Raw genomic sequence first — 26,384 nt, 5'->3', positions numbered from 1 at the left:
ATCACCCGCGGGCGAGACCTTCCCGCAGCGCCTCCCGCTCCAGCGTGCCATCGCTGGCGGCCAGCACGATGCAGGCCAGCGCATGGCCGATCACATTGGTCAGCAACCGGCATTTCATCGTGCGGTCGATCGCCAGCAGCAGGGCCACCGTGTCGGCCGGGGCCACATGCAGCAGCGCGGCCGTTGCGGCCAGCGTGGCGAAGCCGGAACCGGCCACGCCCACGGCGCTCTTGCTGCTCAACAGGCCCACGCCCAGCATGGCCGCCAGCTCATGCCATCCCACCTGGACCGACGAGGCTTCGGCCAGGAACACCAGTGCCATCGCGATGTACAGATAGGTGCCGGCCAGGTTCAGCGAGTAGGAAAACGGCAGCACGATGTCCGTGAGACGGCGCGGGCAGCCCAGCCGCGCGAGCTTGTCGCTCAGTGGCGCGAGTGCCGCGAGCGTTGCGCCGGTGACGGTCACGAGCACCAGTTCGTCGCGCAGGAACACCACGAGGCGTGGCAGCGACAGGTGCACCAGCCGTGCCACGCAGCCGAACACCACGAGGATGAACAGCACGCTGGCCAGGTTGATCGCCACGACGAAGCGCAGCAGCGGCAGCAGCGCGGCCAGGCCGCCCCGCCCCACGGCGGCGGCCATCGCACCGAAGGCGGCTGCCGGCGACAGCCACAGGATCATCCGGACCGCGGCCAGCAGCATCTTGCGGGCGGCATGGATCGGTCCGAGCACGGACACGCGGGGCCACAGGCCGGCCGCAAGGCCGACCGGCAGGGCCAGGGCCAGTACCACCAGATTGTTGACGTGCACCGGCGGCAGGTAATCCATCCAGGCGGGCAGCACCATCGTCCCACCGCCGGCCAGCGCCGCACCGCCGGCGGCGGACGCCATGCCGATCCCCGGTTCGAGGACCCAGCCGGCCGCCAGGCCGGCCAGCATCGACAGCACCGACATGGCGCTGAAATACAGCAGCATGGCCACGCCGAGCCGCCCGAGGGTGCGGTTGCGGCCGAGCGCGGCGGCGCCATCGACCAGCATGCAAAAGATCAGCGGACACATGACCCATCCCAGCAGGCGGATGAACGCCTCGCCGAGAAAATGCATCTGCACGGCCGCCACCGGCGCCGACAGGCCGAGGGCGAGCCCGGCGCCGATGGCCAGGGCCAGCGGCAGGATCTGGAAGGGTGCGCGCAAGGCCGCGTCCCGCTGCTACAGGCGTCCGATCCGCATATTGAGCGGCCAGCACACGGGCCGCGGCGCTTCCGGATCGCCCCAGGCCTTGCCCAGATCGGCGGCGAAGGCCGTCAGCAAAGCGTCGCGGCCGGCCTCCCTGGCGCTGCGTACCGCGGACCAGGTGGTCAGGTAGCCCAGCAATTGCGGCAGCGTCCATTCGCTGCGGATCGCCAGCGCCGGCGGTGCAATTTCATCGAACGGGAAGTCCAGCGTTGCGTAGCCGGTATCCACCAGCTTGCGCTGCGCCGGCCAGTAGGGGCCGATCTCGTTCCGGTAGAAGGCCTGGAAGCGTTCGTCGAGTGCGGCGTCGAGCCGGAGGACACCGTAGCTGACCAGTGCCAGGATGGCGCCGGGGCGGGCGATGCGGCGCGCCTCGCGGTAGAACGCCGGCAGGTCGAACCAGTGCGCGGCCTGCGCCGCCGCGACCAGGCTGGCGCTGGCATCCGGGAGCGGCATGTGTTCAGCGGGGGCGCAGCGATAGTCGATACGGTCGTGCGGCGCGGCGTTGGCGATCTGGTCCGCGCTGGGATCGATGCCGACCACGCGCTCGAAGGCGGGCGCCAGCACGCCGGTAAGCTGGCCATTGCCGCAGCCGGCATCCACGGCCAGGCGGCGGTCCGGGGCCGCGCCGGCCAGGAAGTCGGCGAGGGCGGGCGGATAGCCGGGGCGGAAGCGGGCGTAGGCGCTGCCGCCCTGATCGAACCAGTTGCGGGCGGGCGGGGCGGTGGTGGTCATGCGCGGCACTCTCGGGACTCGGACGGCGCCATCATACCCGGCGCACGTCGCATCAGTCCCTTCAGGCGTGCGCCGGCACGCGCTCCTTGACGATGCCGCGGTAGACCAGGAACGTGGCGACCAGGCTGATCGCACCGGCACCCGCCATCCAGTAGCCGGGAGCGGCCTTGTCGCCCGTGACCTCGATCAGCCACGTCGACAGCAGGGGCGTCATGCCGCCGAACAGCGCCGTCGCCAGGCTGTACGCCAGCGAGAAGCCCGTCGTGCGGATCTGCACCGGAATGATTTCCGTCAGCGCCACGATCGTCGCGCCGTTGTAGCTGCCGTACAGGAAGGACAGCCACAGCTCGATCATCACCATGTGGCCGAAGCTGGGGTTGGCGATCAGCCAGGACAGCGCCGGGTAGGCGGTCACCGCGGTGAGCGTGGCGCACACGGCCATCACGGGCCAGCGGCCGATGCGGTCCGACAGCGCACCCATCACGGGCAGCCAGATGAAGTTCGACACGCCCACGCACAGCGTGACGAGCAGGCTTTCCTCGGTGCTCAGTTTCAGCACGCTCTTGCCGAACGTGGGCGTGTAGACGGTGATCAGGTAGAACGCGACGGTGGTCAGCACCACCAGCATGGCGCCCACCGTGACCAGCGGCCAGTTCGCCGTCATCGTGCGCATCATCTCGCTGAACGTGGGATGGTGCTTCTGCGCCAGGTAGGCTTCCGTTTCCTGCAGCGACTTGCGGATGTAGAACACCACCGGGATGATGGAGCAGCCGACGAAGAACGGAATGCGCCAGCCCCAGTCGGCGATGACCTCCTGCGGCATGCTCTGGTTCAGCGCATAGCCCAGCGCAGCGGAGCAGATCACGGCGAGCTGCTGGCTGGCCGACTGCCAGCTGACATAGAAGCCCTTGTTGCCGGGCGTGGCCATCTCCGACAGGTACACCGACACGCCGCCCAGTTCCACGCCCGCCGAGAAGCCCTGCAGCAGGCGGCCGATCAGCACGAGTACCGGTGCCAGCAGGCCGATCGTGGCGTAGCCCGGCACGAAGGCGATCAGCGCCGTGCCCGAGGCCATGATCGCCAGCGTCAGCACCAGGCCCTTGCGGCGGCCGATGCGGTCGATGTAGCTGCCCAGGAAGATCGCCCCCAGCGGCCGCATGAAGAAGCCGGCGCCGAAGGTGGCGAAGGTCATCATCAGCGCGGCATATTCGCTGGTGGCGGGGAAGAACGCGGCGGCGATGTGGCTGGCGTAGAACCCGAACAGGAAGAAATCGTACATCTCGATGAAGTTCCCGCTCGTCACGCGGATGACGGTGGCGAGTTTCGAGTGCGCGCGTGCGGGCTTGGGGGCGACGGGCGGTGCGGCGTAGTCGGCCTTGGCGATGGATTGGATGGACATGATGACCTCGTGATGTGAGCGCCGGCGCACCGGCACGAAAGAATTCAGTGGGTGGCCGCGACCGGTTGCAGGCCGGTCGCTTCGATGGCCCCGGCGTTGGCCGGCGCGGCGAGGAAGCGCAGCAGCGCACGGCCGGCCTCCTGGTGCCCGCTGCCGCGCACCAGCGCGCCGGCGAATTCGGTCTGCAGCTGCACGGCCGGCGGCAGCAGGCCGACGATGTCGATGCCCTCGACCGGCTGCAGCTCGCTGCGCTGCTGGCAGCCGAAATCGGCGTCGCCATGGGCGATGATCTCGCCGACCGGCGTGGCGGGAATCTGCGCGGCCTTGCCTTCCATCTGCTGGCGGATGCCCAGCTTGTCCATCAGTTCGCGCTTGATGTATTCGCCGCTGGCGCTGTCCGAGTAGGCCACGTGGCGCGCCCCCAGGAAGGCGGCGCGCAGGCCCGCGACGCTGGAGATGTCCGGCCGGGCGGCGCCATGGCGCACCGCGCAGGCGATCGGCGAGTTGGCCAGGCTGACCTTGCTGCCCGGTTCCAGGCGGCCCTCGGCCATCAGCTTGTCGAGCGCGTCGCCCACCATGATCACGACATCGACCGGTTCGCCGCGTGCCAGGCGCGCCGGGATCGCGTTCTTCGTGGCGCCCATCGACGGCCCCCACTCGGACACCAGGTGGTCGCCGCTGCTGCGCTCGTAGGCGCCGGCCAGGTCCTTGTAGGCCTGGGCGAAACCGCCGGAGCTCACCACGTGCAGCTCGGTCGCGCTGGCGGCGCCGCCGGCTGCCAGGGCCAGCGCGGCCAGCGTGGCGATCGCGGCATGCCGGAGGGTGTGGGGACGCATGGCGCGACCGGTCTTCTTTGTATCGATAGGCATGGCTGGGGTGTTCATTGCACTGGTCTCCATCAGAATTTCTGCATCAGGCCGAGGGTCAGGCCGGCGCCGTGGCGCTCGTTGGCCAGGCCCCCGGTCAAGCCGGCGGCATCGCCGTGCCAGGTCGTGTAGTCCGCTTCGAGATAGGCGGTGGTGCTGGGGGCCAGCGCCTTCTCGACGAACAGGAATTCGCGGTCGAAGCCGTCGTCGCGCTGGCCGGTGGCCTCGCGCCGCACGCCGTACCACGCGGCGGTCACCAGCCAGTCATGGCCGAGCGTGCGGCTGGCCCCGGCCGACGTCACGCGCTGGTGCACGGTGCGGTCGGCGCCCGTGTCGGCAGTGTTGCGGGCGAAGTTGGCCTTGAACTGCCAGGCGCCCTGGCGCACCATCGCACCGAGGGACCAGGCATCGAGCGGCAGGCCGTCCTGGCTGCGGAACTGCATCGCGGCGCCCGACACCGCCCATTCGGGACGCTGGTAGGCGAGGGCGGCGCCATGGCTGGACCCGGCCGAGGCATCGCCGGCGACCTCGCCGAACGCATAGGCGGCGCGCGCCTGCCACGGGCCCACGGTGGCCGTGTACTTGAGCGTGTTGTCGAGCCGGTAGAAATTGTCGGCATAGCCGCTGGGGCCGTACTGCGTGCCGAAGGAATGCGTGCCGAACTTGGTGTTGCTGAGGCCGGCGACATTGATGTTGGGGTTGAAGCTGGCGAAGCGCTTGCCGATCGGATCGACGGCGATCAGCGCGTCCGAGATCAGGTTCGGCTGGCGGCCCAGCAGCACCGTGCCGTAGGGCGATTCGAGGCCGACCCAGGCCTGGCGGTCGAACAGCCGGTCGCTCTTGGCCGGCGCGCCGGTGTCCGCATTGATGCCGCCTTCGACGCGGAACAGGGCTTTCCAGCCGCCGCCGAGGGACTCCTGGGCCCGGAAGCCCCAGCGGCTGGTGCCGTTCACACCGCTGCTGATGGAGTTCGTGCGGCCGCCCGGGACCGGTGCGTTGCCGGCATTGAGGCCGTCGAGCGAGCGCATGCCGAGGTCGACGATGCCGTACAGGCCCACGCTGCTCTGGGCGAAGCATGAGCCGCTGGCAATGAGCAATGCCGCGAGCATGCAGGGATGGCGCATATTGTCTCCTGTGAGGCCTTCTTGGCGAGGCGCTTGGTTGTATGGGAGCTATCATCCGCCAGATTCGCTGATTTGATAATTGCAAGTTTCCGGCGTATTCTTGCGCCATGCGCATCAATTACGACATCCTCGACCTGCAGGCCTTCGTGGCGGTCGCCGAGCGGGCCAGCTTCCGCCAGGCGGCCGCCGACCTGTTCCTGTCGCAGTCGGCGCTCAGCCGCCGCATCGACAAGCTGGAAGAGGGGTTGGGCGTGAAGCTGTTCGAGCGCACCACGCGGCGCGTGCAGCTGACCAACGTGGGCGAAACCTTCCTGGTCAATGTACGCACGGCACTCGATGGCCTGGAAGACGCAGTGCTGGGCATTGCCGACCTCGCGGCCCACCGCACCGGCACCGTCACGTGCGCCTGCGTGCCGTCGGCCGTCTGGCATTTCCTGCCGGCGGTGCTGAAGCGGTTCAGCGCGCGCTATCCGCGCATCCGCGTGCGCGTGCACGACGAGAGCGCCCAGGACGTGCTGAACCTCGTGCTGCGGGGCGAGGCGGACTTCGGCATCAATTTCGCGGGGGCGGAAAATCCCGAGATCGAATTCGTGCCGGTCCACGTGGAGAGCTATGTGCTGGCGCTGCGGCACGACCATCCGCTCGCGGGCCGCAAGGAACTCGCCTGGAAGGACACGGTCGACGAGCGCTATATCTCGGTGGCCAAGTCGAGCGGCAATCGCACCGTGATCGATGCGGCGCTGGCCGGCATCGAGAAGCACCCGGTGATCTTCTGCGAGGTCAACCACGTTTCCGGCGTGCTCGGGCTGGTGGAGGCGGGGCTTGGCGTGGCCGCCGTGCCCGGGCTCTCCGTGCTGCCGGGTAGGCCGGGTGGCATCGTCGGCGTGCCGCTGGTGAATCCGGAGATCAAGCGCACGCTCGGGCTGATCAGCAAGCGCGAACACAGCATGGCGCCGGCGGCGCGCACGCTGTTCGACATGCTCAAGGAAGAGCTGCTGCATTCGTCATCGGGGACGCCCGAGGGCAAGGTGGAACAGGGCGGACAAGTGGCGGGAACTTAACGCGCGGATGGTAGTTCGGCAGCCGCCTGTCTGCGCGGTGTAGGTGAAGGATTCGATAGCCGCCTGTCGATCGGCTGGGCACGAAGCCCGGTAGCCGCCAGTCTGCGGGCCGGAAACGAAGGCCTGGATAGCCGCCAGTCTGCGGGTCGGGGCGAAAACTTGGATAGTCGGCGACCTGCCGGCTGAAAACGTAGGCTTAGATAGCCGGGGACCTGCAGGCTGCAAACGAAGGCATCGACAGACCGCGACCTGCAGGCGAGGACGAAGGCTGCAATGACCGCCAGCCTCTCCCGCGAGCGGGCCCGTCCAGCCCCAGCCGACCGCACGCACCGGCCAGTGAGCAATCCGCGCACCTCCTAAATTGCAACTAACCGAAGGTGATCATGGCGATCGCAACTTCCGGCGCCATCGTCGGCCCATGCGAGCGGTCTACAGGAAGAGGGGCAGTCGCCGGGCACCCGGCGTGGCGCTGGCTGAGTGCTGCCGCCGCCGACGCGGGAAGTGGACAGCGGTGCTGGTGAACGAGAAGGTCGGCAGGGAGGAGGTAGAATCCGCCTTTATGACGGCGCCGGTGAGGCCGTCCAGGGTGCTCGCAGGTTGCCGGACCCGGACGACTGATCTTGCGGGCTGCCGCGCCAGCAACCCGAAGCTTCGGGCCGAACGCCCGGTTCGCGTCGCATCCTGCAAAACAACCAAGGAACCCACCAGATGACCATTTTTGCCGCACCCGTCTTCGATGCCACCGTGATCTACGAAGGCCAGGAATTGTTCAAGGGGCAGGGCGCCGCCGGCGTGTGGGCCGAAAAGCTGGCCCGCGAGATCGAGACCCCCGTCACCGTGCAGAAGATCGGCACGGGCTGGGCGCTGTGCGGCACGGTCGATGGCGCCGAACGCAAATGGGGCATCCACGGCCAGCGGCTCAAGCAGCTGGGCTAGGTGGGATGCCCTCGGCCCCGCGGTTGCTCCTTACTCGGACCACACGAAGCGCGAGCCATCGCTGCCGTCGGGGACGGGGCCGGCACTGTCGGCGCTGACGGTGCCGCTGGCCGCATCGGCACGCAGGTAACGGTTCGTGGCCAGCGACATCAGTAGCAGTTCGCCGGTCGGCGTCTCCATCCACTGGAACGTCGCCGCGGTGCCCGGTGCGCCGCTGCGCAGGACCATCTGCCCGGTGCGCTCGACCGTCACGTGCCCTTGCCCGGACCGCAGCGCGACACGTCCGCTGCCCATGTCGATCACCTGGAACGGCGCAGCGGATGCCAGCGCCAGCCTGCTGCCGTCTACGGCCAGGCCGGTGCTGCCGGCATGCGCCCGCAGCCGGATCGTCCGGCCCAGCGGGATCGGCCGCATCAGGCCGCGCGGGTGCGGCTGCTGCACGTCCACGCTGTCGAAGTCGGCATGGCCGGCCACGGATGGCGTGGTGCTGTAGCTGAACAGCGCATAGCGCACCCCTTGGAAGGTCTTCAGCTGGAACACCATCGTGAACGGCTCGCCCACGGGTTCGAAGTGGCGGCCGTCCAGCGAGTAGCTGAACGTGGCCTGTTCGGTCAGGAAGTCGCAATGGGCGCGCAGCCAGACGCGCGTGGCGGCGATGCGCACGGTGCTGCGCCGGTTGCGCGCCTGGTCGAACAGCACGATGGCCAGCCCGGCTTCGTCCCGCTCCACGCCGAGCGTTGCATACGGCAGCAAGAGCAGCGCCAGTCCCGCCGTGCCGCCCGGCAGCAGGCCGGCCGCATCGAGGACGACGGTGGGCGTGGACACCGGCCCGATGGCGCGCTGCGTGAGGCTGTTGCGGGCCTGCCAGAACGACGTGGCGGGCAGGGCCTGCAGGCGCAGGTAGCCGGGCCGCTCCGTCAGGGACCACCGCCCGTCGTCCGGTGCGTGGTTCCATTGCCAGACGGGTTTCAGGGGGCCGTTGAAATCGTCGTTGCGCTCGAACGGCACGCTGGCGGGGACCGTGGCCGCCGTCTTCGGTTTCACCCAGGTGCGCGGATTGCGGCCCAGGTTGCCGGGCAGGCCGAAGTACGGCCAGCCGTCCTGCCAGGTGATGGGCGACAGGCCGAGCAGCCGGCCCACCGAGTTATAGTCCATCATCGAGAAGCCCCACCATTCGCCGGCCGGCGTCAGCACGATGCCGCCCTGGTGCAGTGCCGTGCCGTCGCGTGACGCCGGATCGGGCGGCGTGATCCGGAACGGCGGGTCGAACGAGGCGAGCCGGTAGCCGCGCACCAGGCCGAAGCCTTCATCCTGGCTGATGGCACGGTTGACTTCATACGGGCCGTACACGTGGTCGGCGCGCGCGGCCGGCATGCGGAAGCCGCCGGCATAGTTGGCGCTCAGGATGAAGTAGCGGCCATCGATCTTGTAGAAGTGCGCGCCTTCGCCCATGCCGTCCGCTTTCCCGAACAGCACCCGTTCGGTGCCCGCGACGATGTCGGTCAGGTCCGCATTCAGCTGCGCGATGTGCATCTCCTGGTGGCCCCACACCGCATACGTCCTGCCGTCGTCGTCGAACAGTACGGACAGGTCGTGCAGGCCGCGGCGCATCTCGTGGTGGCGCCATGGTCCGCGCGGATCGCTTGCGGAATAGACCTGCGTCGCCCGGCCGTTCACGTTCGTGAAGATGTAGAACGTGCCGGCGTGGTAGCGCAGGCTGGGTGCCCAGATGCCGCGCCCGTACGCCGACTGGCCGCCTTCGAGACGATAGGCCGGCCCGGCATCGAGGCGCGGCGCCGCGTAGCTGACGAATTCCCAGTTGACCAGGTCGCGCGAGCGCAGCACGGGCAGGCCGGGCATCGCGTGCATCGTGGTGCCCGTCATGTAGAACCAGTCGCCCACGCGGATCACGTCCGGATCGGAAAACTCGTCGTAGAAGATCGGGTTCGTGAAGGTGCCGTTGCCGTTGTCTGCCCTCCAGCCGCGTTCCGGCGGTGCGGCGCAGGCCGAAAGCAGCAGGCACGTGGCGACGAGCCAGCATCGGCGCAGTTTCTGTCTGATGGCCATTGGCCGTGTCTCCTGTTGTCTTGTCTCGGTACGGCGGCACGGCGGCTGCCATGGCCGACATGGCCCGGCTGCGAAGTCGTCGCGGTGAACGGGGACCCGGCAAATGCGACGCTCGCCGCAGCGCGATCAGGCCGGCGTGCGTTCGACGAAGTCCGCCATCGGCAGCATGTAGTCGGGATAGCGTTCGCGCAGGCTGTCCAGCTCCGCCAGCGTGCCGGATAAGTGCTGGCGCACCCAGTCCTGCGCCTCGGCCGCATTGCCTTCGCTGATCGCGCGCGCTATCCCCGTGTGCTGCTCCAGCACGGCCTGCGCCTTGCCGTTCAGGGGCACGTGCAGGCGGCGCAGCCGGTCCAGGTTGCCGCTGGCGCCGCGGATCATGTGCCAGACATTCATCAGCCGCGCCTCGCGGTACATCGTCAGGTGGAATTCCTGGTCGAACGTGATGAAGCCGCCGAAATCGTCCACCTCGAGGCAGGCGCGCTGCTTCGTCACGGTGGCCAGCAGCGCTTTCGCCACGGCCGGTCCGGCATTCTTCGCCAACCCGAACACGATCTCCAGTTCCACGGCCAGCCGCAGCACGTGCACCTGGCGCGCCGAATCCACGTCGATGCCCCGCACCCGCGTCAGGTGCTGCGGAAAGATCTCGACAAGGCCTTCCTTTTCCAGCTGCGACAGCGCTTCGCGCACGGGCATCGGCGACAGGTTCAGGCGCTCGGCAACCTGGGTGCGCGACAGCGGCGTGCCGGGCTCCAGGGCGAGGGTGACGATCAGTTCGCGCAGGAATTCGTAAACCTGCGAGGTGGCGCTGCGCGAGCGGTCCAGAGTGAAGGCGGCGGACAGGCTCTCGAGGCTCATGGGGCGGGCGCATAACTAAAGGGGTTTCCATTTTAGCACGGGCCATTTTGGTCCCGCCCGGGCGCCCCCCGGCTTTCATGCTGCAAGTGCACATCGAAAGCTGCCGAAACCGGTAGCGCAAAGACATCGATTTCCATTACACTCAGACCGTATCCTAGGATCCCAGCTGGATTCCATGCGGTTTCCGGCCCACCTTCCAACGACAAATCCCACGCGAGACGCCACCATGGACCGAACCAGTACCCCGACCATCACCACCATGCAGGTCATCCCCGTCGCCGGCCGCGACAGCATGCTGCTCAACCTGTGCGGCGCCCACGCGCCGTACTTCACCCGCGTGCTGGTGCTGCTGAAGGACAGCGCCGGCCACGTGGGGATGGGCGAAGTACCGGGTTCGGCCGGCATCCTGGCCGCACTGGAGAGGGCGGTGCCGCTCGTCGCCGGTACCGAGATCGGCCGCTACAACCGCACGCTGAACGCGATGCGCAGCGCGATCGCCGGCAAGGCCAACCACCAGGTCACCAATGCGGCCGAGGAAGCCGTCATGAAGCAGCCGCACGAGATCAACCTGCGGCTGGAGAACGTCATCGCGGCTGTCGAAGCGGCGCTGCTCGACCTGCTGGGCCAGCACCTGGGCGTGCCCGTCTGCGAACTGCTCGGCAGCGGCCAGCAGCGCACCGAGGTGCCGATGCTGGCCTACCTGTTCTACATCGGCGACCGCACGCGCACCGACCTGCCTTACCTGTCTGGCGAAGGCAAGCAGGGCTGGTACCGCGCCCGCCACGAGGAGGCGCTCACGCCCGAGGCGATCGCCGACCTGGCCTCGGCCAGCGTCGATAAATACGGCTTCACGGACTTCAAGCTGAAGGGCGGCGTGATGCGCGCCGAGGAAGAAGTCGAGGCCGTCGCCGCCATCATGCGGCGCTTCCCGCAGGCGCGCGCCACGCTGGACCCGAACGGCGCCTGGTCGCTGGCCGAGGCGATTGCCGCCTGCAAGGGCAAGGGCCACATCCTGGCGTACGCCGAGGATCCTTGCGGTCCTGAAAACGGCTACTCGGGCCGCGAGATCATGGCCGAGTTCAAGCGCGCCACCGGCATCCGCACGGCCACCAACATGGTTGCCACCGACTGGCGCCAGATGGCCCATTCGCACCTGCTGGGCGCCGTGGACATTCCGCTGGCCGACCCGCACTTCTGGACGCTGCAGGGGTCCGTGCGCCTGGCGCAGCTGTGCCATGAATGGGGCATGACGTGGGGCTCGCACTCGAACAACCACTTCGACGTGTCGCTGGCGATGTTCACGCACTGCGCGGCCGCGGCGCCGGGCGAGATCACCGCGATCGACACGCACTGGATCTGGCAGGAGGGCGAGGAGCGCCTGACGCGCGAGCCGCTGCAGATCGTGGGCGGCAACGTGCAGGTGCCGGACCGGCCGGGCCTGGGCATCGAGCCGGACATGGACCGCATCCACGCCGCCCACGAGCTGTACAAGCGCGTGGCCGGCGGTGCGCGCGACGATGCCGCCGCGATGCGCTACCTGGTCCCCGACTGGACCTACGATCCGAAGCGCCCGAGCATGGCGCGCTGAAAAAACAAAGCTTCAGGAGACACGTTTTGCAGAACAAATTCATGGCCGCGGCAGTGGCAGGCGCACTGGCGCTGGCGGGCCAGTCCGCGCTGGCGCAGTCGAGCATCACCATCTACGGCATCGCCGATGCCGGCCTCTCCTTCGAGAGCGGCAACAAGGCCGGCGCCGTCACCAAGGTCACCGGCGGCATCGAGTCCGGTTCGCGGCTGGGCTTCAAGGGCGTCGAGGACCTGGGCGGCGGCAATACCGCCCTGTTCCTGCTGGAGCATGGCATCCAGCTCGACACGGGCAACTCGGGCCAGGGCGGCGTGCTGTACGGCCGCCAGGCCTATGTCGGCATCGCCAACCAGGACCTGGGCACGCTGACCTTCGGCCGCCAGTACGCCAACCACTACCTGGCGGCCGTGTCTGCCGATCCGTTCAGCAGCGGCACGTCGGCGGACGAGAAGAACCTGATCAACGCCGTCTCGAACGGCGGCCGCATGGACAACAGCATCAAGTACGCCAGCGCCGTGTTCAAGGGCTTCAGCGCCAACCTGGATTACGCGGCCGGCGAGGTGAATGGCGATGCATCGGCCGGACGGTCGATGGGCGCGGGCCTGGCCTACACGAACGGGCCGCTGGCACTGCGCCTGGCCGTGCACAACAAGAGCAACGACACGGCGACGATCCGGCTGGGCAGTGCCCGCAACACGCTGCTGGCGGCGAACTACACGTTCAAGCCGGCCAAGCTGTACCTGGCGTATGGCGTGAACAAGGGGCCGCTCAGCTCGACCCTGCGCAACGCCACCAATCCCTACGGCCTGGCCGTGGCGCCCGTCGCCACCGCCGTCACGCAGGACAGCACGGATGCACTGGTGGGCGTGAGCGTGCCGCTGGGCCTCCACACCGTGCTGGCCTCGTGGATCCACAAGGACGACAAGGAGGCCGCCAACCAGGATGCCGACCAGTTCGCCCTCGGCTACCGCTACAACCTGTCGCGCCGCACCGACGTGTACCTCGTCTACGCGCGCATGCTCAACAAGAACGGCGCCAGCTACACGCTGGGCAATGCCAGCGATGGCGGCAGCGGCAACCGCGCCGTCAACCTGGGCATGCGCCACGCCTTCTGATCAAGACCTAAACCAAGGAGACCATCGTGAGTCAAAACGGCGCAACAGTCGGAGCAGGGAAGGCCGGGGCGGACAATCCGCTGCTGGCAGCGGCGATCAGCAAGGTCAAGTGGCGTATCCTGCCGCTGTTCGTCATCATGTTCATCGCGAACTACATCGACCGGGTGAACATCGGCTTCGTGCGGCCGCACCTGAGCAGCGACCTGGGCATCGATGCCGCGGCCTTCGGCTTCGGCGCCGGCCTGTTCTTCATCGGCTATGCGCTGTTCGAAGTCCCATCGAACATGATGCTGCAGCGCTTCGGCGCCAAGGCCTGGCTGACGCGCATCATGTGCACCTGGGGCCTGGCCGCCACCGGCATGGCCTTCGTGCAGGGCGAAACGTCGTTCTACGTGATGCGCTTCATCCTCGGCGTGGCCGAGGCGGGCTTCTTCCCGGGCGTGGTGTACTACTTCACGCGCTGGCTGCCGCGCGGCGAGCGGGGCAAGGCCATGGCCATCTTCCTGAGCGGTTCGGCGGTGGCCTCCGTGCTGTCCGGCCCGATCAGCGGCGGCCTGCTGCAGGTCGAAGGCATGGGCCTGCACGGCTGGCAGTGGATGTTCATCATCGAAGGCATGTTCTCCGTGCTGCTGTGCGGCGCCGTGTGGTTCTACCTGGACTCCGAACCGAAGGATGCCAAGTGGCTGTCCACCGCCGAGCGCGATGTGCTGATCAACGAGATCGCGGCCGAGCAGAAGGAACGCGAGGCCGAACAGGGCAAGCACAGCGGCGGCTGGCGCCTGATGCGCGACCCGCAGATCCTGCTGTTCTGCGTGATCTACTTCATGATCTCGGTAACGATCTACGGTGCCACGTTCTGGCTGCCGACGATGATCAAGAAGATGGGCGACTACAGCGAGTTCCAGGTCGGCCTGTTCAATTCGGTGCCGTGGATTATCTCCATCGTGGCGATGTATGCGTTCGCGGCCCTGGCGGCGCGCTTCAAGTACCAGCAGGGCTGGGCGGCGACCGCCTTCGTGGTGGCCGGCGTGGGCATGTTCGCCTCGGCATCCACCGCCAATCCGGTGTACGGCTTCATCGCCGTGTGCTTCGCCGCGATCGGCTTCAAGGCCGCTTCCGCGCTGTTCTGGCCCATCCCGCAGGCCTACCTGGACGTGCGCATCGCTGCCGCCGTGATCGCGTTGATCAACTCCCTGGGCAACCTGGGCGGCTTCGTGGCGCCGACCGCGTTCGGCATGCTGGAACAGCGCACTGGTTCGATCCAGGGCGGCCTGTATGGCCTGGCCGCTGCTTCGCTGCTCGGCGGTATCGCGGTGCTGTTTGCCCGCAACCGGCCCGGCAAGAAGGGGCCGGCAGTGCTGGCGCCTGCTGCCGGCTGACCGGCCTGCGGCCGCGGGGTGGCCGCAAATTCGCCGCAAATCCGCAGCAAATTCGCGGCATGGCGCCTGTCCGGTGCCATGCCGTTTTTTCCGCCACGTTCGTGGCGAACGCATGTGCCGCTGACCGGATGCTAGAATTTCCGGTCCCGCCACTGCCATCTGTCCAATGACGTCTTTCCAGCTGCGCCTCTCGCCCTGCATCGCCATGCTGGCCATGATGGCGGCCGCGTCCGCTCAGGCGTCGGTGCCGGAACCGGCACCCGGCCTGCCGTTGTGGGAGCTCGGCCTTTTCGGCGGTGCGGCTTCCACGCCGGCCTACCCCGGTGCGGACGACCGCTCGACCCGCGCGCTGGTGCTGCCGCTGGTGATCTACCGCGGCAAGGTGCTGCGCGCCGACCGCTCCGGCATCAGCGCGCGGCTGTTCAACAGCGATCGCGTGGAATTCGACCTGGGCTTCGCGCTGTCGCTGCCGGCTCGTTCCGACGACGTGGCGGTGCGGCAGGGCATGCCGGACCTGAACTCGCTGCTCGAATTCGGTCCGCGCGTGAAGGTGCTGCTGGCCGAACCGACCGCCACGAGCCGCGTGCGGCTGGAACTGCCGCTGCGCGTGCCGGTGGAACTGGCGGGCGGGTTCCGCCGCGAGGGCCTGGTATTCGAACCACGCGTCGTGTTCGAGGCGGGCGACCGGGCCGGCAAGTGGCAGGCCGATGCCAGCATCGGTGCCATGTATGGCAACACGCGGCTGAACCAGTATTTCTATGAAGTGGCGCCGCAGTACGCGACCGCCGCACGTCCCGCCTACCGGGCCGATGGGGGCATGATGATGACCCGCCTTGGACTGAGCCTGTCGCGCCGCCTGTCGCCCGATTGGCGCGTGTTCGGCTTTACCCGCTACGACAACCTGAGCCACGCCGCGAATCGCGACAGCCCGCTGTTCCGCAAGACGAGCGGGCTGTCGGTCGGTGCCGGTTTCACGTGGGTGATCCGGCGGTCCTCGGCGCGCGCCTGGGAATAGTGGCAACAGGCCGCAGCGTCAGCGCCCCAGCACGTCCCGGTACACGTCGAGATAGGCACGGGCGGCGTTCTCCCACGTGAATTTCTGTGCATGCTCACGGGCGCGTTGGGCGCCGTCTTCGCGGCCGAAGCGCGCCATCCCGGCTGCAAACACTTCGCGCATGTGGTCGGGATCGAAGCCGTCGAAGTAGTTCGCCACGTCGCCACCCACTTCGGGCAGGCTGGTCAGCCGTGACAGGAACACGGGCCGGCCGTGGTGCATCGCCTCCAGCACCGGTAATCCAAAACCTTCGGCCAGCGACGGGAACAGGAACGCCGCGCAATGCGCGTAGTACCAGTCCTTGTCCGCCTGGCTCACGGGCCCGGTGACCACCACCCGGTCGGCGACGCCCAGCCGGGCCGCTTCGGCAAGGATCTGCTGCCCATACGGTTCCTTGATCACGCCGGCAATCACCAGCGTGTGGTCGGTCCCCTGCAGCAGCGGCACCAGCACGTGGAAATTCTTCTTCGGGCAGACCATGCCGACCGCGAACAGGAACGGGCCGCGTGGCACGAAGGCCGGCTGGTGGCCGTCCGGCGCGAAGCTGGCATCGGCACCGTTGTGGATGACCGTGATCCGGCCCGCCACCTCGGGAAAGAAGCGCAGGATATCCGACTTGACGAAGTCCGAAATGGCCACGATGCGGTCGACGCCGACGATCCGCTTGCGCATGCGACGCAGGTAGCGTTCCAGCTTGCGGCTGCCGGGCGCCCGTTCGTGCACCTGGTTCAGGTCATGCACGGTCATCACCGTGGGCGCGTCCACGCGGCCCGGGCCGAAGCGGCAGTACTGGTCCGCGAAGTGCACCACATCGTACCGGCCGTGCCGGGGCAGGAACCAGCGGTGGTAGCGGCGGTGCGGCACGTAGGCCACGTCGCTGCCGAGGAATCCATGCTGGGCCGGGTAGGTGTAGGCGGTGGTCGCCAGCGCCCCGCCACCCTGGTCGACGAGGGCGCGGGCCAGGCTGCCCCCGAAGGTGTGCAGTCCGGTGTTCGCAAAGCGCATGGAGTCGAGTGTGAGCAGCAGCCGCAACGTCATGGCCAGGCGGTTGCCACGCTGGCTTTCGTGTCGCGGGTCACCGTGCCGGCACGCCAGCCGGCGACCACGCGCGCGACCTGGTCGGCGCCGATCGCCGTCATGCACACGCACGACGCCGCGCCGGTGCAGCTGTCGCATTGCTTTTCCGCGGCCATGGACGTGGCGCGCGCGCCGAGCGCACCCCAGCGCTTGATGTCGATCGGCTGCACGGGCGGGAACAGGCCCAGCGTGTTGCGGCCCAGCGCCGCGGCCATGTGCAGCGGTCCGGTGCCGCTGGCCACCAGCCCGTCGGCCTGGCCGATCAGCGCGACCAGCCCCAGAAGATCGTAGCGGCCGCACAGGTTGCGCACGTTGGGGCTGGCCAGCAGGGCGCCGGCTTCGCGCTGCAGCAGCTCGCCTTCGGCGCGGCTGCCGGTGACCCAGATCGCCACGTCCGGATCGGCGCGCAGCTGCTCCGCCAGTTCCGCATAGCGCCCCAGCGGCCATTCGCGGCCGTTGCCATTCGATTTCGGATGCAGGATCAGGTTGAACGGCGCGGCGGCGAACAGCGCGTCGATTTCCGGCAGGTGCGGTGCATGCAGGCCGTACAGCGGCGGGATCTCGGCCAGCGCGGGCACGTGGTCGATGCCGAGGGGTTTCAGGAGCAGGAAATTGAGCTGGGCCTCGTGCAGGCTGGAGCGCACCCGGCTGAAGTGGGCCAGGCGGTTGCACGTCCACCAGTGCTGCAGGCGGTGGCTCGTGCCCACGCGGTTGCGCACGCCGGCGCGGCGCGCGGCAAGCGCCAGCGCACGCTGCGGGAAGGCGAAGATCACCGTGTCGTAAGACTCGTCGTCGAAGAACCGTTCGATGTCCAGTTCCTCCAGCGCCAGCACGCGGTCGACGAAGCGGCAGCAGCGCACCACCGGCGCGGCGTACGCGCGGCACACCATGTCCACCTGCACCCCGGGGATCAAACCCTTCAGATACCCGGCCAGCGGCAGGGTGAGCACGACGTCACCGATGTTATCGGTGCGGCAGATGAGGATGCGTGACAAGGCAGGAGGCATTACTCGGATTCTGAAGTAGCTTTTCAGGACAGGCAAACACGGTTAGCGGACCGCACGACGGGCTGCACGAGCCTGCGGACGGGTGCGTGCGACGGCCGTCGATGGCGCACGCACGTGAATGGTAGCCGAAAATGGCGCCGCGGCGGCAATATCCGCTACCGGGGCGGCATCATCCCGTGTTTTTCGGTGCCTTGCAAGGGCGGCCACGGCGGGCCAGGGCGGTCGATGCCGGGAAAATGGCGGTGGGCCACCGGGGCGGACGGGCAGGAACTGCCAGGTCACCCGGCGGCCAGGCGCACTGGCGGCTTATTTGGCGCTTATTTGGTGCTTACTTGGTGCTTACTTGGCGCTTTTCAGCATCGCCGGGTCGTAGGTGAATGCCCGGGTCGCCCGCATTTCCTGCTCGCGGCGGGCTTTTTCGGCGTCCCCCACGACGGTCTTCGGCAGCACCGGCTGCGGCGTCGTCGCCAGGATCGTGGCCTCGTCGTCGCGTGGCAGGGCCGCTTCGGGCAGCGCCTGCACCGGCCCGTCCAGGTCCATCACCTCCAGGCCGGCCAGCAGGTAGGCGCCGGTGGCATACGGGCCCACGTCGTCGGACCGGGTCGGCACCGGACGATCCCCGGTCTTCTGTGCAGCGCCGATCAATCCGCCCGGCAGAACATGGCGGTTCAGCGCCGCCCAGCCTTTCGTCACGGCCGGCAGGTAGGTTGGCCGATCCAGCAGGCCATGGTTGATGCCCCACGCCAGTGCATGGACGAAGAAACCGGACCCGGACGTTTCCGCTTCCGGGAAGCTGGCCGGGTCGTTCAGGTCACTGCGCCACAGGCCGTCGGCCTGCTGCAGTCCGGCGATGCGGCCGGCCATCTTGCGGAACAGGTCCACATAGAAGGGACGGCCGGCGAAATCGGCCGGCATCGTCTCCAGCAGCCGCGCCAGGCCGCCCAGCACCCAGCCATTGCCGCGCGCCCAGTAGATGTTCTTCCCGCCGGCGCCGCGGTGGTCCGCATCGCCGAACCGCGGGTCGCGCAGGAACAGGCGGTCCTGTTCGACCCACAGGCGCGCGGCCGTGCGGCGCCATTCGCGGTCCATCGCCGCCAGGTAGCGGGGATCGCCCGTCAGGGCCGACTGGCGCGCCAGCACGGGCGGCGCCATGAACAGCGCGTCGCACCACCACCAGATGATGGCCTGCGTCTCCGCCTTGCGGTCCAGGTGCGGCAGCATGTAGTCGAGGCGCTGCTGCAGCGGCATCAGCACGCCCGGCTGGCCGCGGCGCGCATACAGTTCCTGGTACAGGTCGCCGATCGCCAGGTCGTCCGCGTTGAGGAGCGAACGCTCGGCCCGCGCGCCGCGCAGGGCATAGTTGTAATGCTCGGCCGTGGCGGTGAGGAAGCGCAGGATGTCGCGGTTCTCCGAGGCACGCGCCAGCCGTGCCGCGCCCACGTAGAACGCGGCAGCCACCCAGTTCGACGAAATCTCGGACAGGTTCGAGCCCGTCGACAGCTGGATCGGGCGGCGGCTCATGTCGGCGATCTGCGCGGCCGCCACGTAGTCGAGCGCCGCCAGCACGGCCGTGCGGCCGGCCAGCCGGTCCGGCGCGAAGTCGAGCGCGGGCCGTGGCGGCGGCGTCAGCCAGGCTGTTTCGATGCCGGCCACGGGCGCGGCGGGCGGCTGCGCGCCGAGGGACAGGGGCAGGGCGCACAGCGCCAGCGGCAGGGCGGACTTGCGCAGCAGGGTGGCTAAGGCATGGGGCATGGCGGGGCTTCCGATCTAGGGCTGGACCAGGGCGGTCTTGCGCAGCGCCGCGTAGGCATCGAGCGCCTTCTGCGGCGCCGTGTTGTACCAGGAATAGCCGTTGCGGCGGCCCTTGGAGATCTCGTTCACGTCGTCGTGGATCGACTTGTCCCAGTCGCCGAAGATCGGCCGGGCCGTGGCGATGTCGTAGTTGCGCGACCATAGCGGGCCCGCGCCCGGCCGGTCCACCAGCTTGCGGCCTTCCTCGTCGCTGACCTTCGTAAAAGCCTTGTCGTAGACCGCGTGTGCCGTCAGCCACGCGATGCCGGCATCGACGGCAGCACGGATCTCGGGTGTCTGCCGCGGCTGGCGCATCAGGAACTGCAGCACCTCGGCCGTCTCCGCGCTGGCCAGCGAGCGCATCTCGTAGTTGCGCGCCGAGATGGGTTGCAGCGTGATGGCATCGACCTGCTGCGGCCAGATGGTTTTCTTGCCCTCGACGACGACCTGCGCATCGAGGATGGGGCGGATCGCGCGGGCGCTGGCGGCACCGGCCTGGTCGCGCAGTGGCTGCGGCACGAACGCGAAGTCGGCATGGCCTTCGGCGATGTCCTCGAGGATCATCGCCGCTTCGGCCACGGCATTGTCGTTGAAGGTGATCCCGTCGTGGAAGCCGCCTTCCAGCGGATAGTTCTGCGGCCAGCCGCCGTTCGGGTACTGCGCCATCAGCAGGTAGCCGATCGCCCTGGCGATGCTGGCCCGGTACGCGTCGCCATCCCTGCCGGGCAGCTGCGCCTGCACGCGGCCCAGGAACCTCATCTCGGTGGTCGTCGCGCCGTTGTCCAGCGTGCCGACGAAGGTCCAGAAGCGGTCATGGGGCGCATCGAAGGAACCGGTGCCCACTTCCATCGTCTCGGCGTTGTTGGCGTAGCGCTGGCCGCGCAGGCGCGGTGCCCTGGTGCGGTCCTGGTTCTTGCTCCAGCCGCCGGACGGGGTCTGGAAACTGACGATCGTTGCCGCGATGGCGCGGGCTTCGGCCGAACCGTACCACGCGGCGTCGCGGGCGAGCGGCATCCTGCCGCTACCGGCCACGGGCGGCGGCGGCGCCGTCTCGCCGGGCTGCAGCTCCGCGGCCAGGGTCGCGCGGTCGAACGCCATCTGCTTCTGGGAGCGGGCGATGTAGTCGGCCCAGGCGGGGCGCTGGGCGGCGGGCAGCTCGGCGAGCCGCGCCATGGTCACTTCCGCAGCAGGGGTATTGGTGCCGATGGTGGCACCGTGCGCCCCGGCAGCGAGCGCGCAGCACAGCGCGCCGATGATGGTTTTCATGCCGTCTCCTCGCCGGTTGGCCCGGCTCGTCTTCTGGATTATGTTCATTACCTATAAAATACCGGCCATCATGACATGTTCCCGGGGGCGGGCGAAGGCCCGGGTTCGAAAAACGCAGCCAAATGATTAGTTCGGGCGCCGCGGCATGAAAGCCTTCACTTTCCACCGGGCCGCATGGTTGAATTGCCCGCCCTGAGGGCTTCGATTCCACCACAAAGGCCTACCGATGCAGCCGATCTCGATGCAGCCCATCTCGATGCAGCCCACCTCGATGCAGCCCACCTCGTTCTCCCGCCGCCGCCTGATGCTGGGGGTGGCCGCCGCAGGCGGCGCGCTCGCGCTGCCCGCATCCGTCCATGCCGCCGACCGCATCGACCGCAAGGCCCTTGTAACGCGGCACAACCCGGTGCTGACCCGCGTCGATCCTTCCGCGCCGCTCATGCTGGGCAACGGCAGCCTGGGCTTCACGGCGGACATCACCGGCCTGCAGACCTTCACGGAACCCTACAGCCGCATCGCGCCGCTGCTCACCGAAGCGCAGTGGGCCTGGCACAGCTTCCCGAACCCGCAGGGCTACACGGTGCGCGACACGCAGGTCGAGCTCGATGTGCGCGGCCACAAGCGCCGCTATGGCTACATCGCCGACTGGGCCGAGGCGGCGAAGAACCCGGCGATGGCCTGGATCCGCGAAAACCCGCACCGCTTCTCGCTGGGCCGCGTGGCGCTGGACCTGCGCGCAAAGGACGGCTCCCCGGCACGTTTTACGGACCTCGCCGGCACGCGCCAGACCCTCGACCTGTGGACCGGCACGCTCACCAGCCGCTTCGTGTATGACGGCGAGACGGTGACGGTGGTGACCAGGGTGCTGCCGGACCAGGACACGGTGCACGCCGAAGTGACGTCAACACTGGTGGCGCAGGGCCGCCTGGCTGTCGCCATCCGCTTCGCGGGCGTGTCGAAAACGCTCAATCCCGATCCGGCGGACTGGACGAACGATGCCGGCCACGCCACCGCCGAAGTCTCGCGCCAGCCTGGCGAAGTGCGCCTGAAGCGGCAGATCGACGCCACCGTGCATTACGCGGCCATTGCGGCGCCGGGCGCCACGATAGAAAAATCCGGTGCCCACGCCTACCGGATCGGCAGTGCCTCGGACACGGTGACCGTGCTGGCGCAGTTCTCTTCGCAGCCGGGTGGCGTGGTCCCCGCACCTGCTGCGGCGGCACGGGCAACGGCACGCCACTGGAAGGAATACTGGAGCGATGGCGGCATCGTCGACTTCTCCGGTTCGACCGATCCGCGCGCGCCGGAACTGGAGCGCCGCGTCATCCTGTCGCAGTACCTGATGGCGGTGAATGCGGCGGGCCGCTTCGCACCGCAGGAAGAGGGCCTGTTCTCGAACAGCTGGAACGGCAAGTCGCACCTGGAGATGCATCCCTGGCATGCGGCGCACTTTGCCCTGTGGGGCCGCCCGCAGCTGCTGGAGAGGAGCCTCGGCTGGTATGTCGACTTCCTGCCCAGGGCGAAGGCACGCGCGCAGGAGCAGGGCCTGCAGGGCGCCTGGTGGCCGAAGATGATCGGGCCGGACGGCGTCGACAGCCCGTCGAAAGTCTCGCCCTTCATCATGTGGCAGCAGCCGCACCCGATCTACATGAGCGAGCTGCTGTACCGCGCCGCAGCGCAGAAGCGGGACGGGGCACGCGTGCTGCATGCCTACGGGGAGCTGGTGGAGGAATGTGCCAGCCTGCTGGCGTCGTACCCCCACGTCGATGCAGCGAGCGGCAAGTACCGGCTCGGACCGCCGATCATCCCGGTGCAGGAGAACTTCGCGCACCGGTCCACCTTCGATCCCGCCTTCGAAGTGGCCTACTACCGCTGGGGCATCGAGACGGCGCAGGCCTGGCGCGAGCGCGCCGGCAAGGCGCGCCGGGCGGACTGGGATGCCGTGCTGGCCCGGTGGCCGGACCTGCCGCAGCGCGACGGCCTGTACCTGCCGGTGCGTTCCGAGCCGGACTTCTGGGACAGGGCCGCCGGCGCCTGCCGGGCCAATGCGCTGGAGGAGCACTGCCAGAACCGCGACCACCCGTCCTTCCTCATGCCGCTGGGCTGGCTGCCGGGCCGCGATGTCGACAAGGCCGTCATGCGCCGCACCTTCGACCGCATGCGGCGCGACTGGGACCTGCGCCAGACCTGGGGCTGGGATTATCCGATGATGGCGATGACGGCGGCGCGCCTGCGGGCGCCGGAAGAAGCGGTCGACTGGCTGTTCTTCGACGCGAAGAACAACCAGTTCGGCAGCAGCGGCATGACGCCCCGCGTGCACCTCGATGCGCATGCCGCCGCCTTCGTGCCGACCGCCACCGGCGCGGGCGCCCAGGCGGGCGTGGGCCCGGACGGTCCCGGCTACCAGCGCGCCGCCGAGACCTACTTCCCGTCCAATGGCGGCCTGCTGCTGGCCGTGGCGCTGATGGCGGGCGGCTGGGACGGCGAGCGTGGCAGGGCGCCCGGTTTCCCGAAGCGGGGCTGGCAGGTGCGCGCCGAAGGGCTGGCACCGTCGCTCTGACGGACACCGGCTTCACGAGAATTGCTACGGCGCCTGCGAATTTTCGCAATGGCAGCCGGGCCGCGGCTGGCGCATGCTGCACGCGGTCTCCTTCAACTTACGGAAAGCACGCGCATGCCGATCTCCCTCAGCCGCCGCAACGTCCTGGGTGCCTCCGCGGCACTGGGCCTGGCCAGTACCGTCGATGCCTTCGGTTTCGCCAGCGCGGGCAAGGAATCGCTCACCGCCCCCGGCCACAGCGCCATCGCCGACGATGGCTGGACCCTGTGGCTGGACCGCGCGGCGCGCTGGCAGGACGACGTGATCCACCTGCCGGAACGGGTGCCGCCGCTGTCCGCGCTGCCCGTCCATCCGCCCACCGGCGGCTGGAACGCGCTGTACCGGGGCCAGGGCCTGGCGGTGACGCTGCCGTCCACCGTCGAAGAACACTACTGGGGCCAGTTCGGCGCGCGTCCCTACACCGCCGACGAATACCGCTATGCCGAGGACGATCCCGTGCCGCAGAACGGCGCCGTGCCCGGCATCTCCTGGTGGTGGAAGACCATCGACATTCCCGCGTCGGCGGCAGGCCGGCAGCTATGGCTGCACATCCGCGGCGCCCGCATGCGCGCGGAGGTGTTCCTGAACGAGGTGCTGGTCGGGTATTCGATCATGTCCGAGCTGCCGATCGACTGCGACCTGACGGGCGCCATGCAGCCGGGCCAGCCGAACCGGCTCGCCATCCGCATCACCAATCCGGGCGGGCGCTACGACTGGAAGGATTCCAACAACACGGCCTGGGGGAAGGTGAAGCTGTACCACTCGCATGGCTTCGGCGGCATCGACCGCGGGCTGCGCCTTTCCGTACACCCGAAGGAGGGGCGCATTCGCGACGCCTGGGTGCTGAACACGCCCGCGCCGCGCGTCGTTACGCTGCATGCGGAGATCGCGACGGCGCGCACGGTGCCGGCAAGCGAGCTGCGCGCCACGCTGCTCGACGCCGCGGGCCGGAAGCTCGCTGCCAGCGTCACCGTGGAACAGCTCGCGGCCGCCGATGGCATCACGACGGCGCGCCTGCGCGTCCATGCACCCTCGGCGCGGTTGTGGGATATCGACACGCCGAACCTGTATCACCTGCGCCTGCAATGGCAGGTTGGGGAGGAGGTCGACACCCGTATCGTGCGCTTCGGCTTCCGCTGGTTTGCCGCGCAGGGCATCGGCACCAACGCGCTGTTCCGCATGAACGGCCGGCGCATCAAGCTGTACACGGCGATTTCGTGGGGCTTCTGGGGCTACAACGGCCTGTTTCCCACGCCGGAACTGGCGCGCCGGGAAGTGGTGGCGGCCAAGGCGCTCGGCCTCAATTCGCTGGCCTTCCACCGCAACGTCGGCAAGCCGGAAGTGCTGGACTGCCAGGACGAACTGGGCCTGACGCGCACGATGGAGCCGGGTGCCGGCCGGCAGGCGCTGGGCCGCATGCTCAAGCCCGGCGAGGCGCTGTCGCCCGCCGATGCGTTCAGCCGGGACTTCATGGTCTCGAAGTGCAAGGCCATGGTGCGGGCGATGCGCTCGCATCCCTCGCTGGTGCACTACACCTTGCAGAACGAGGTGTCGGCGGACCTGAACAATCCCGATGTGGAAACCGTGCTGCGCGCGATGCACGATCTCGATCCGAGCCGCAGCGTGATCCTGAACGACGGCTTTGTCGGCCGCGGCGCCGCGCAGGCGATGCTGCTGCCGTACGACGAACACCTGTACCGTTCGGACGTTGAAAAGGCCGGTGGCTGGTGGGTCAACCACCAGGGCGCCGGCGACCAGTGGTACGACAGATTCTATGTCGACCGGGAGCGCTACATCCATCGCCAGACGATGCGCGAGGCAATCGTCGAATTCGGCGAGATGGAAGGCTGCGCGGTGGGCGACAACCATGTGCGCATGATCGCCGACATCGAACGCCGCGGCGGCCGGAGCTACGACCTGGCGGACCACCGGGCGATCGTCGCCGGCGCCACGGCCTTCCTCGACAAATGGGGCTTCCGCCAGGCCTTCCCGACCACTGAAAGCTACTTCCTGGGCGTCGGCAGGCGGCAGTACGACGCGTGGCAGAACTACCTGGAGAACATCCGCATCGGCGACGAGGTCGACATGGCGGCGATCAGCGGCTGGGAATCGACCTCCATCGAGAACCATTCCGGCATCGTCGACAACCTGCGCTACTTTCACGCCGACCCGGACCTGATCCGCGCCAGCCTGCTGCCCCTGCGGCCGGTGGCCAAGCAGCGCCGCTATACCTATGCGACGGGCGAGGTGGCGGAGCTGGACCTGTGGCTGCTCAACGATACGGGCCAGGCGCCGTCCGGCACGCTCACGCTCAGCGTCTCCGCGCCGGACGGCCGCACGGTAAAGGTCGCGGACCATGCGGTGCCCGTCCATGTGCCCGACCAGTTCAGCTACCTGCTGGCCGAGCGTGTGCCGGTGCCCGCCTTCACGCAAGCGGGGGCGTACACCATTCGCCTGGCGCTGTCCGGCCGGCCGGACGTGACGTTCGAACGGGCGCTGTGGGTCACCGAGCTCCAACCGGCGGCACGGCCGCTGCGGATTGCCGTGTCGGGCATCTCCCGGTCGCTGCGCAACCGCCTGGCAGCCCTGCCGGGCGTGACGCTGGAAGAGTTCCGGGCGGACGCACGCTACGATGGCCTCGTCGCTTCCGGCCTGAAGGCGGACGAGATCGCACGCCGGCAGATCGGCGACCAGACCGGCCTCGAAGCGGCGCCGAAGAAGGGCGACAAGCCGAAACTGGTACCGGGCGAACTGCCGCCGGAGGTGCTGCAGGCGGTGTCGCGCGGACTGCCGTTGCTGGCGCTGGTGCCGGAAGACGGCCTGTCCGATGGCGTCGCCAGGCAGCTGGCGGCCCTGGGCCTGTTCGGCTACGCCGGCGCGGTCGGCAACCTGCGCGCGCCGTGGATGGGCAACTGGAACATCCTGCGCGCGCACCCGCTGTTCGACGGCATCCCGAGCGACATGGCGGCCGGCGTCTGGCACCAGATCGAGGGCCAGCCATCGAACGGCCTGCTGGTCGACGGTCCCGGCCTCGAGGTCATCGCCGCCTACAGCCGCGACCACGACCGCCGGCTCGGCGCGGCCAGCTTCACCGCCCGGCACAAGGGCATGAAAGTGCTGTTCCACCGCCTGCCGGATATGGTGGCGCCGCTGCAAGCGCGCTTCCTGCTCAATGCGCTGGGGTGGCTGGCGGGGTGACGACCGTGTACTCTTCGCCTTGCCGTGGCCCGGCGC

At 68.8% G+C, this 26,384-nt stretch carries 19 protein-coding genes; 8 read left to right on the top strand and 11 right to left on the bottom strand.

Going from position 1 to position 26,384, the window contains the following annotated elements; all coding sequences use genetic code 11:
* Nucleotide 1 precedes the first annotated feature (1 nt).
* The 5 genes from IP91_RS07860 to IP91_RS07840 form a co-directional block, all read right to left on the bottom strand.
* Nucleotides 2-1,195: a cation:dicarboxylate symporter family transporter gene (locus IP91_RS07860; protein WP_145648351.1), complete on the bottom strand. Its 1,194-nt coding sequence runs from the start codon at nt 1,193-1,195 to the stop codon at nt 2-4.
* 15 nt (nt 1,196-1,210) lie between these two features.
* Nucleotides 1,211-1,969, bottom strand: coding sequence for a class I SAM-dependent methyltransferase (locus IP91_RS07855; protein ID WP_145648349.1), 759 nt, complete (start codon nt 1,967-1,969; stop codon nt 1,211-1,213).
* Between the two features lie 61 nt (nt 1,970-2,030).
* Nucleotides 2,031-3,368: an MFS transporter gene (locus IP91_RS07850; RefSeq protein WP_145648348.1), complete on the bottom strand. Its 1,338-nt coding sequence runs from the start codon at nt 3,366-3,368 to the stop codon at nt 2,031-2,033.
* A 44-nt stretch (nt 3,369-3,412) separates the two neighbouring features.
* Entirely contained in the window at nt 3,413-4,204 is a 792-nt protein-coding gene (locus tag IP91_RS07845) for a substrate-binding domain-containing protein (protein WP_145648347.1), read from the bottom strand.
* Nucleotides 4,205-4,266: 62 nt separating this feature from the next.
* Nucleotides 4,267-5,358 (bottom strand): porin, encoded by a 1,092-nt coding sequence (locus IP91_RS07840; protein ID WP_145648344.1) that lies wholly within the window; start codon nt 5,356-5,358, stop codon nt 4,267-4,269.
* 107 nt (nt 5,359-5,465) lie between these two features.
* Between IP91_RS07840 and IP91_RS07835 the strand changes: the two genes are divergently transcribed.
* Together IP91_RS07835 and IP91_RS07830 are read left to right on the top strand one after the other, a co-directional pair.
* Nucleotides 5,466-6,419 (top strand): LysR family transcriptional regulator, encoded by a 954-nt coding sequence (locus tag IP91_RS07835; RefSeq protein WP_145648342.1) that lies wholly within the window; start codon nt 5,466-5,468, stop codon nt 6,417-6,419.
* Nucleotides 6,420-7,127: 708 nt separating this feature from the next.
* On the top strand, nt 7,128-7,355 hold the full coding sequence (locus IP91_RS07830; RefSeq protein ID WP_145648340.1) for a hypothetical protein: 228 nt from the start codon (nt 7,128-7,130) through the stop codon (nt 7,353-7,355).
* Nucleotides 7,356-7,385: 30 nt separating this feature from the next.
* Here IP91_RS07830 and IP91_RS07825 read toward each other — a convergent pair whose 3' ends face one another.
* Together IP91_RS07825 and IP91_RS07820 are read right to left on the bottom strand one after the other, a co-directional pair.
* The gene (locus IP91_RS07825) at nt 7,386-9,422 is read right to left on the bottom strand and encodes a family 43 glycosylhydrolase (protein WP_145648338.1); all 2,037 of its coding nucleotides are present in this window, start codon (nt 9,420-9,422) and stop codon (nt 7,386-7,388) included.
* A 126-nt stretch (nt 9,423-9,548) separates the two neighbouring features.
* A complete protein-coding gene (locus IP91_RS07820) occupies nt 9,549-10,277 on the bottom strand; it encodes a GntR family transcriptional regulator (RefSeq protein WP_145648336.1) in 729 nt (242 codons plus the stop codon).
* Between the two features lie 226 nt (nt 10,278-10,503).
* Here IP91_RS07820 and IP91_RS07815 point away from each other — a divergent pair, with 226 nt between their 5' ends.
* The 4 genes from IP91_RS07815 to IP91_RS07800 all read left to right on the top strand — a co-directional run bounded on the left by IP91_RS07815 (nt 10,504) and on the right by IP91_RS07800 (nt 15,371).
* Complete coding sequence (locus tag IP91_RS07815; protein ID WP_145648334.1) at nt 10,504-11,865, top strand: enolase C-terminal domain-like protein; 1,362 nt, start codon at nt 10,504-10,506, stop codon at nt 11,863-11,865.
* Nucleotides 11,866-11,906: 41 nt separating this feature from the next.
* Nucleotides 11,907-12,977, top strand: a complete 1,071-nt coding sequence (locus tag IP91_RS07810) for a porin (RefSeq protein ID WP_199754558.1) — start codon at nt 11,907-11,909, stop codon at nt 12,975-12,977.
* A gap of 26 nt (nt 12,978-13,003) precedes the next feature.
* Nucleotides 13,004-14,356 (top strand): MFS transporter, encoded by a 1,353-nt coding sequence (locus IP91_RS07805; protein WP_145648330.1) that lies wholly within the window; start codon nt 13,004-13,006, stop codon nt 14,354-14,356.
* 166 nt (nt 14,357-14,522) lie between these two features.
* A complete protein-coding gene (locus IP91_RS07800) occupies nt 14,523-15,371 on the top strand; it encodes a MipA/OmpV family protein (RefSeq protein ID WP_229474094.1) in 849 nt (282 codons plus the stop codon).
* 18 nt (nt 15,372-15,389) lie between these two features.
* On the opposite strand, the gene IP91_RS07795 is transcribed toward IP91_RS07800, so the two are convergent.
* The 4 genes from IP91_RS07795 to pelA form a co-directional block, all read right to left on the bottom strand.
* Nucleotides 15,390-16,448 carry a glycosyltransferase family 4 protein gene (locus tag IP91_RS07795; protein WP_158643111.1) on the bottom strand — a complete coding sequence of 353 codons (1,059 nt, stop codon included), beginning with the start codon at nt 16,446-16,448 and terminating at the stop codon, nt 15,390-15,392.
* Nucleotides 16,445-17,494, bottom strand: coding sequence for a glycosyltransferase family 9 protein (locus IP91_RS07790; protein WP_145648326.1), 1,050 nt, complete (start codon nt 17,492-17,494; stop codon nt 16,445-16,447). Before IP91_RS07790 ends, IP91_RS07795 begins: the two co-directional genes overlap by 4 nt.
* A gap of 339 nt (nt 17,495-17,833) precedes the next feature.
* Nucleotides 17,834-19,246: a glycoside hydrolase family 88/105 protein gene (locus IP91_RS07785; protein WP_199754536.1), complete on the bottom strand. Its 1,413-nt coding sequence runs from the start codon at nt 19,244-19,246 to the stop codon at nt 17,834-17,836.
* Between the two features lie 15 nt (nt 19,247-19,261).
* Complete coding sequence (gene pelA / locus IP91_RS07780; protein WP_145648324.1) at nt 19,262-20,551, bottom strand: pectate lyase; 1,290 nt, start codon at nt 20,549-20,551, stop codon at nt 19,262-19,264.
* A gap of 226 nt (nt 20,552-20,777) precedes the next feature.
* Here pelA and IP91_RS07775 point away from each other — a divergent pair, with 226 nt between their 5' ends.
* Both IP91_RS07775 and IP91_RS07770 read left to right on the top strand, forming a co-directional pair.
* Nucleotides 20,778-23,111, top strand: a complete 2,334-nt coding sequence (locus IP91_RS07775) for a hypothetical protein (RefSeq protein WP_199754535.1) — start codon at nt 20,778-20,780, stop codon at nt 23,109-23,111.
* A gap of 114 nt (nt 23,112-23,225) precedes the next feature.
* Complete coding sequence (locus IP91_RS07770) at nt 23,226-26,348, top strand: glycoside hydrolase family 2 protein (protein WP_158643110.1); 3,123 nt, start codon at nt 23,226-23,228, stop codon at nt 26,346-26,348.
* The last annotated feature ends 36 nt before the right edge of the window (nt 26,349-26,384 follow it).

The organism is Pseudoduganella lurida, from assembly GCF_007830455.1.
In the GTDB taxonomy this organism is placed as follows: Bacteria; Pseudomonadota; Gammaproteobacteria; order Burkholderiales; family Burkholderiaceae_D; genus Rugamonas; species Rugamonas lurida.
Note: the sequence above shows the minus strand (reverse complement) of the source record. Positions and strands in the feature narration are given on the sequence as shown.

What these genes read in the sequence shown, in the direction of transcription:
- IP91_RS07850 (WP_145648348.1), bottom strand. Translation starts at nt 3,368, where the DNA reads ATGTCCATCCAATCCATCGCCAAGGCCGACTACGCCGCACCGCCCGTC.
- IP91_RS07795 (WP_158643111.1), bottom strand. Translation starts at nt 16,448, where the DNA reads ATGACGTTGCGGCTGCTGCTCACACTCGACTCCATGCGCTTTGCGAAC.
- IP91_RS07830 (WP_145648340.1), top strand. Translation starts at nt 7,128, where the DNA reads ATGACCATTTTTGCCGCACCCGTCTTCGATGCCACCGTGATCTACGAA.
- IP91_RS07790 (WP_145648326.1), bottom strand. Translation starts at nt 17,494, where the DNA reads ATGCCTCCTGCCTTGTCACGCATCCTCATCTGCCGCACCGATAACATC.
- IP91_RS07775 (WP_199754535.1), top strand. Translation starts at nt 20,778, where the DNA reads ATGCAGCCGATCTCGATGCAGCCCATCTCGATGCAGCCCACCTCGATG.
- pelA (WP_145648324.1), bottom strand. Translation starts at nt 20,551, where the DNA reads ATGAAAACCATCATCGGCGCGCTGTGCTGCGCGCTCGCTGCCGGGGCG.
- IP91_RS07815 (WP_145648334.1), top strand. Translation starts at nt 10,504, where the DNA reads ATGGACCGAACCAGTACCCCGACCATCACCACCATGCAGGTCATCCCC.
- IP91_RS07840 (WP_145648344.1), bottom strand. Translation starts at nt 5,358, where the DNA reads ATGCGCCATCCCTGCATGCTCGCGGCATTGCTCATTGCCAGCGGCTCA.
- IP91_RS07835 (WP_145648342.1), top strand. Translation starts at nt 5,466, where the DNA reads ATGCGCATCAATTACGACATCCTCGACCTGCAGGCCTTCGTGGCGGTC.
- IP91_RS07770 (WP_158643110.1), top strand. Translation starts at nt 23,226, where the DNA reads ATGCCGATCTCCCTCAGCCGCCGCAACGTCCTGGGTGCCTCCGCGGCA.
- IP91_RS07855 (WP_145648349.1), bottom strand. Translation starts at nt 1,969, where the DNA reads ATGACCACCACCGCCCCGCCCGCCCGCAACTGGTTCGATCAGGGCGGC.
- IP91_RS07845 (WP_145648347.1), bottom strand. Translation starts at nt 4,204, where the DNA reads ATGCGTCCCCACACCCTCCGGCATGCCGCGATCGCCACGCTGGCCGCG.
- IP91_RS07825 (WP_145648338.1), bottom strand. Translation starts at nt 9,422, where the DNA reads ATGGCCATCAGACAGAAACTGCGCCGATGCTGGCTCGTCGCCACGTGC.
- IP91_RS07820 (WP_145648336.1), bottom strand. Translation starts at nt 10,277, where the DNA reads ATGAGCCTCGAGAGCCTGTCCGCCGCCTTCACTCTGGACCGCTCGCGC.
- IP91_RS07810 (WP_199754558.1), top strand. Translation starts at nt 11,907, where the DNA reads ATGGCCGCGGCAGTGGCAGGCGCACTGGCGCTGGCGGGCCAGTCCGCG.
- IP91_RS07785 (WP_199754536.1), bottom strand. Translation starts at nt 19,246, where the DNA reads ATGCCCCATGCCTTAGCCACCCTGCTGCGCAAGTCCGCCCTGCCGCTG.
- IP91_RS07800 (WP_229474094.1), top strand. Translation starts at nt 14,523, where the DNA reads ATGACGTCTTTCCAGCTGCGCCTCTCGCCCTGCATCGCCATGCTGGCC.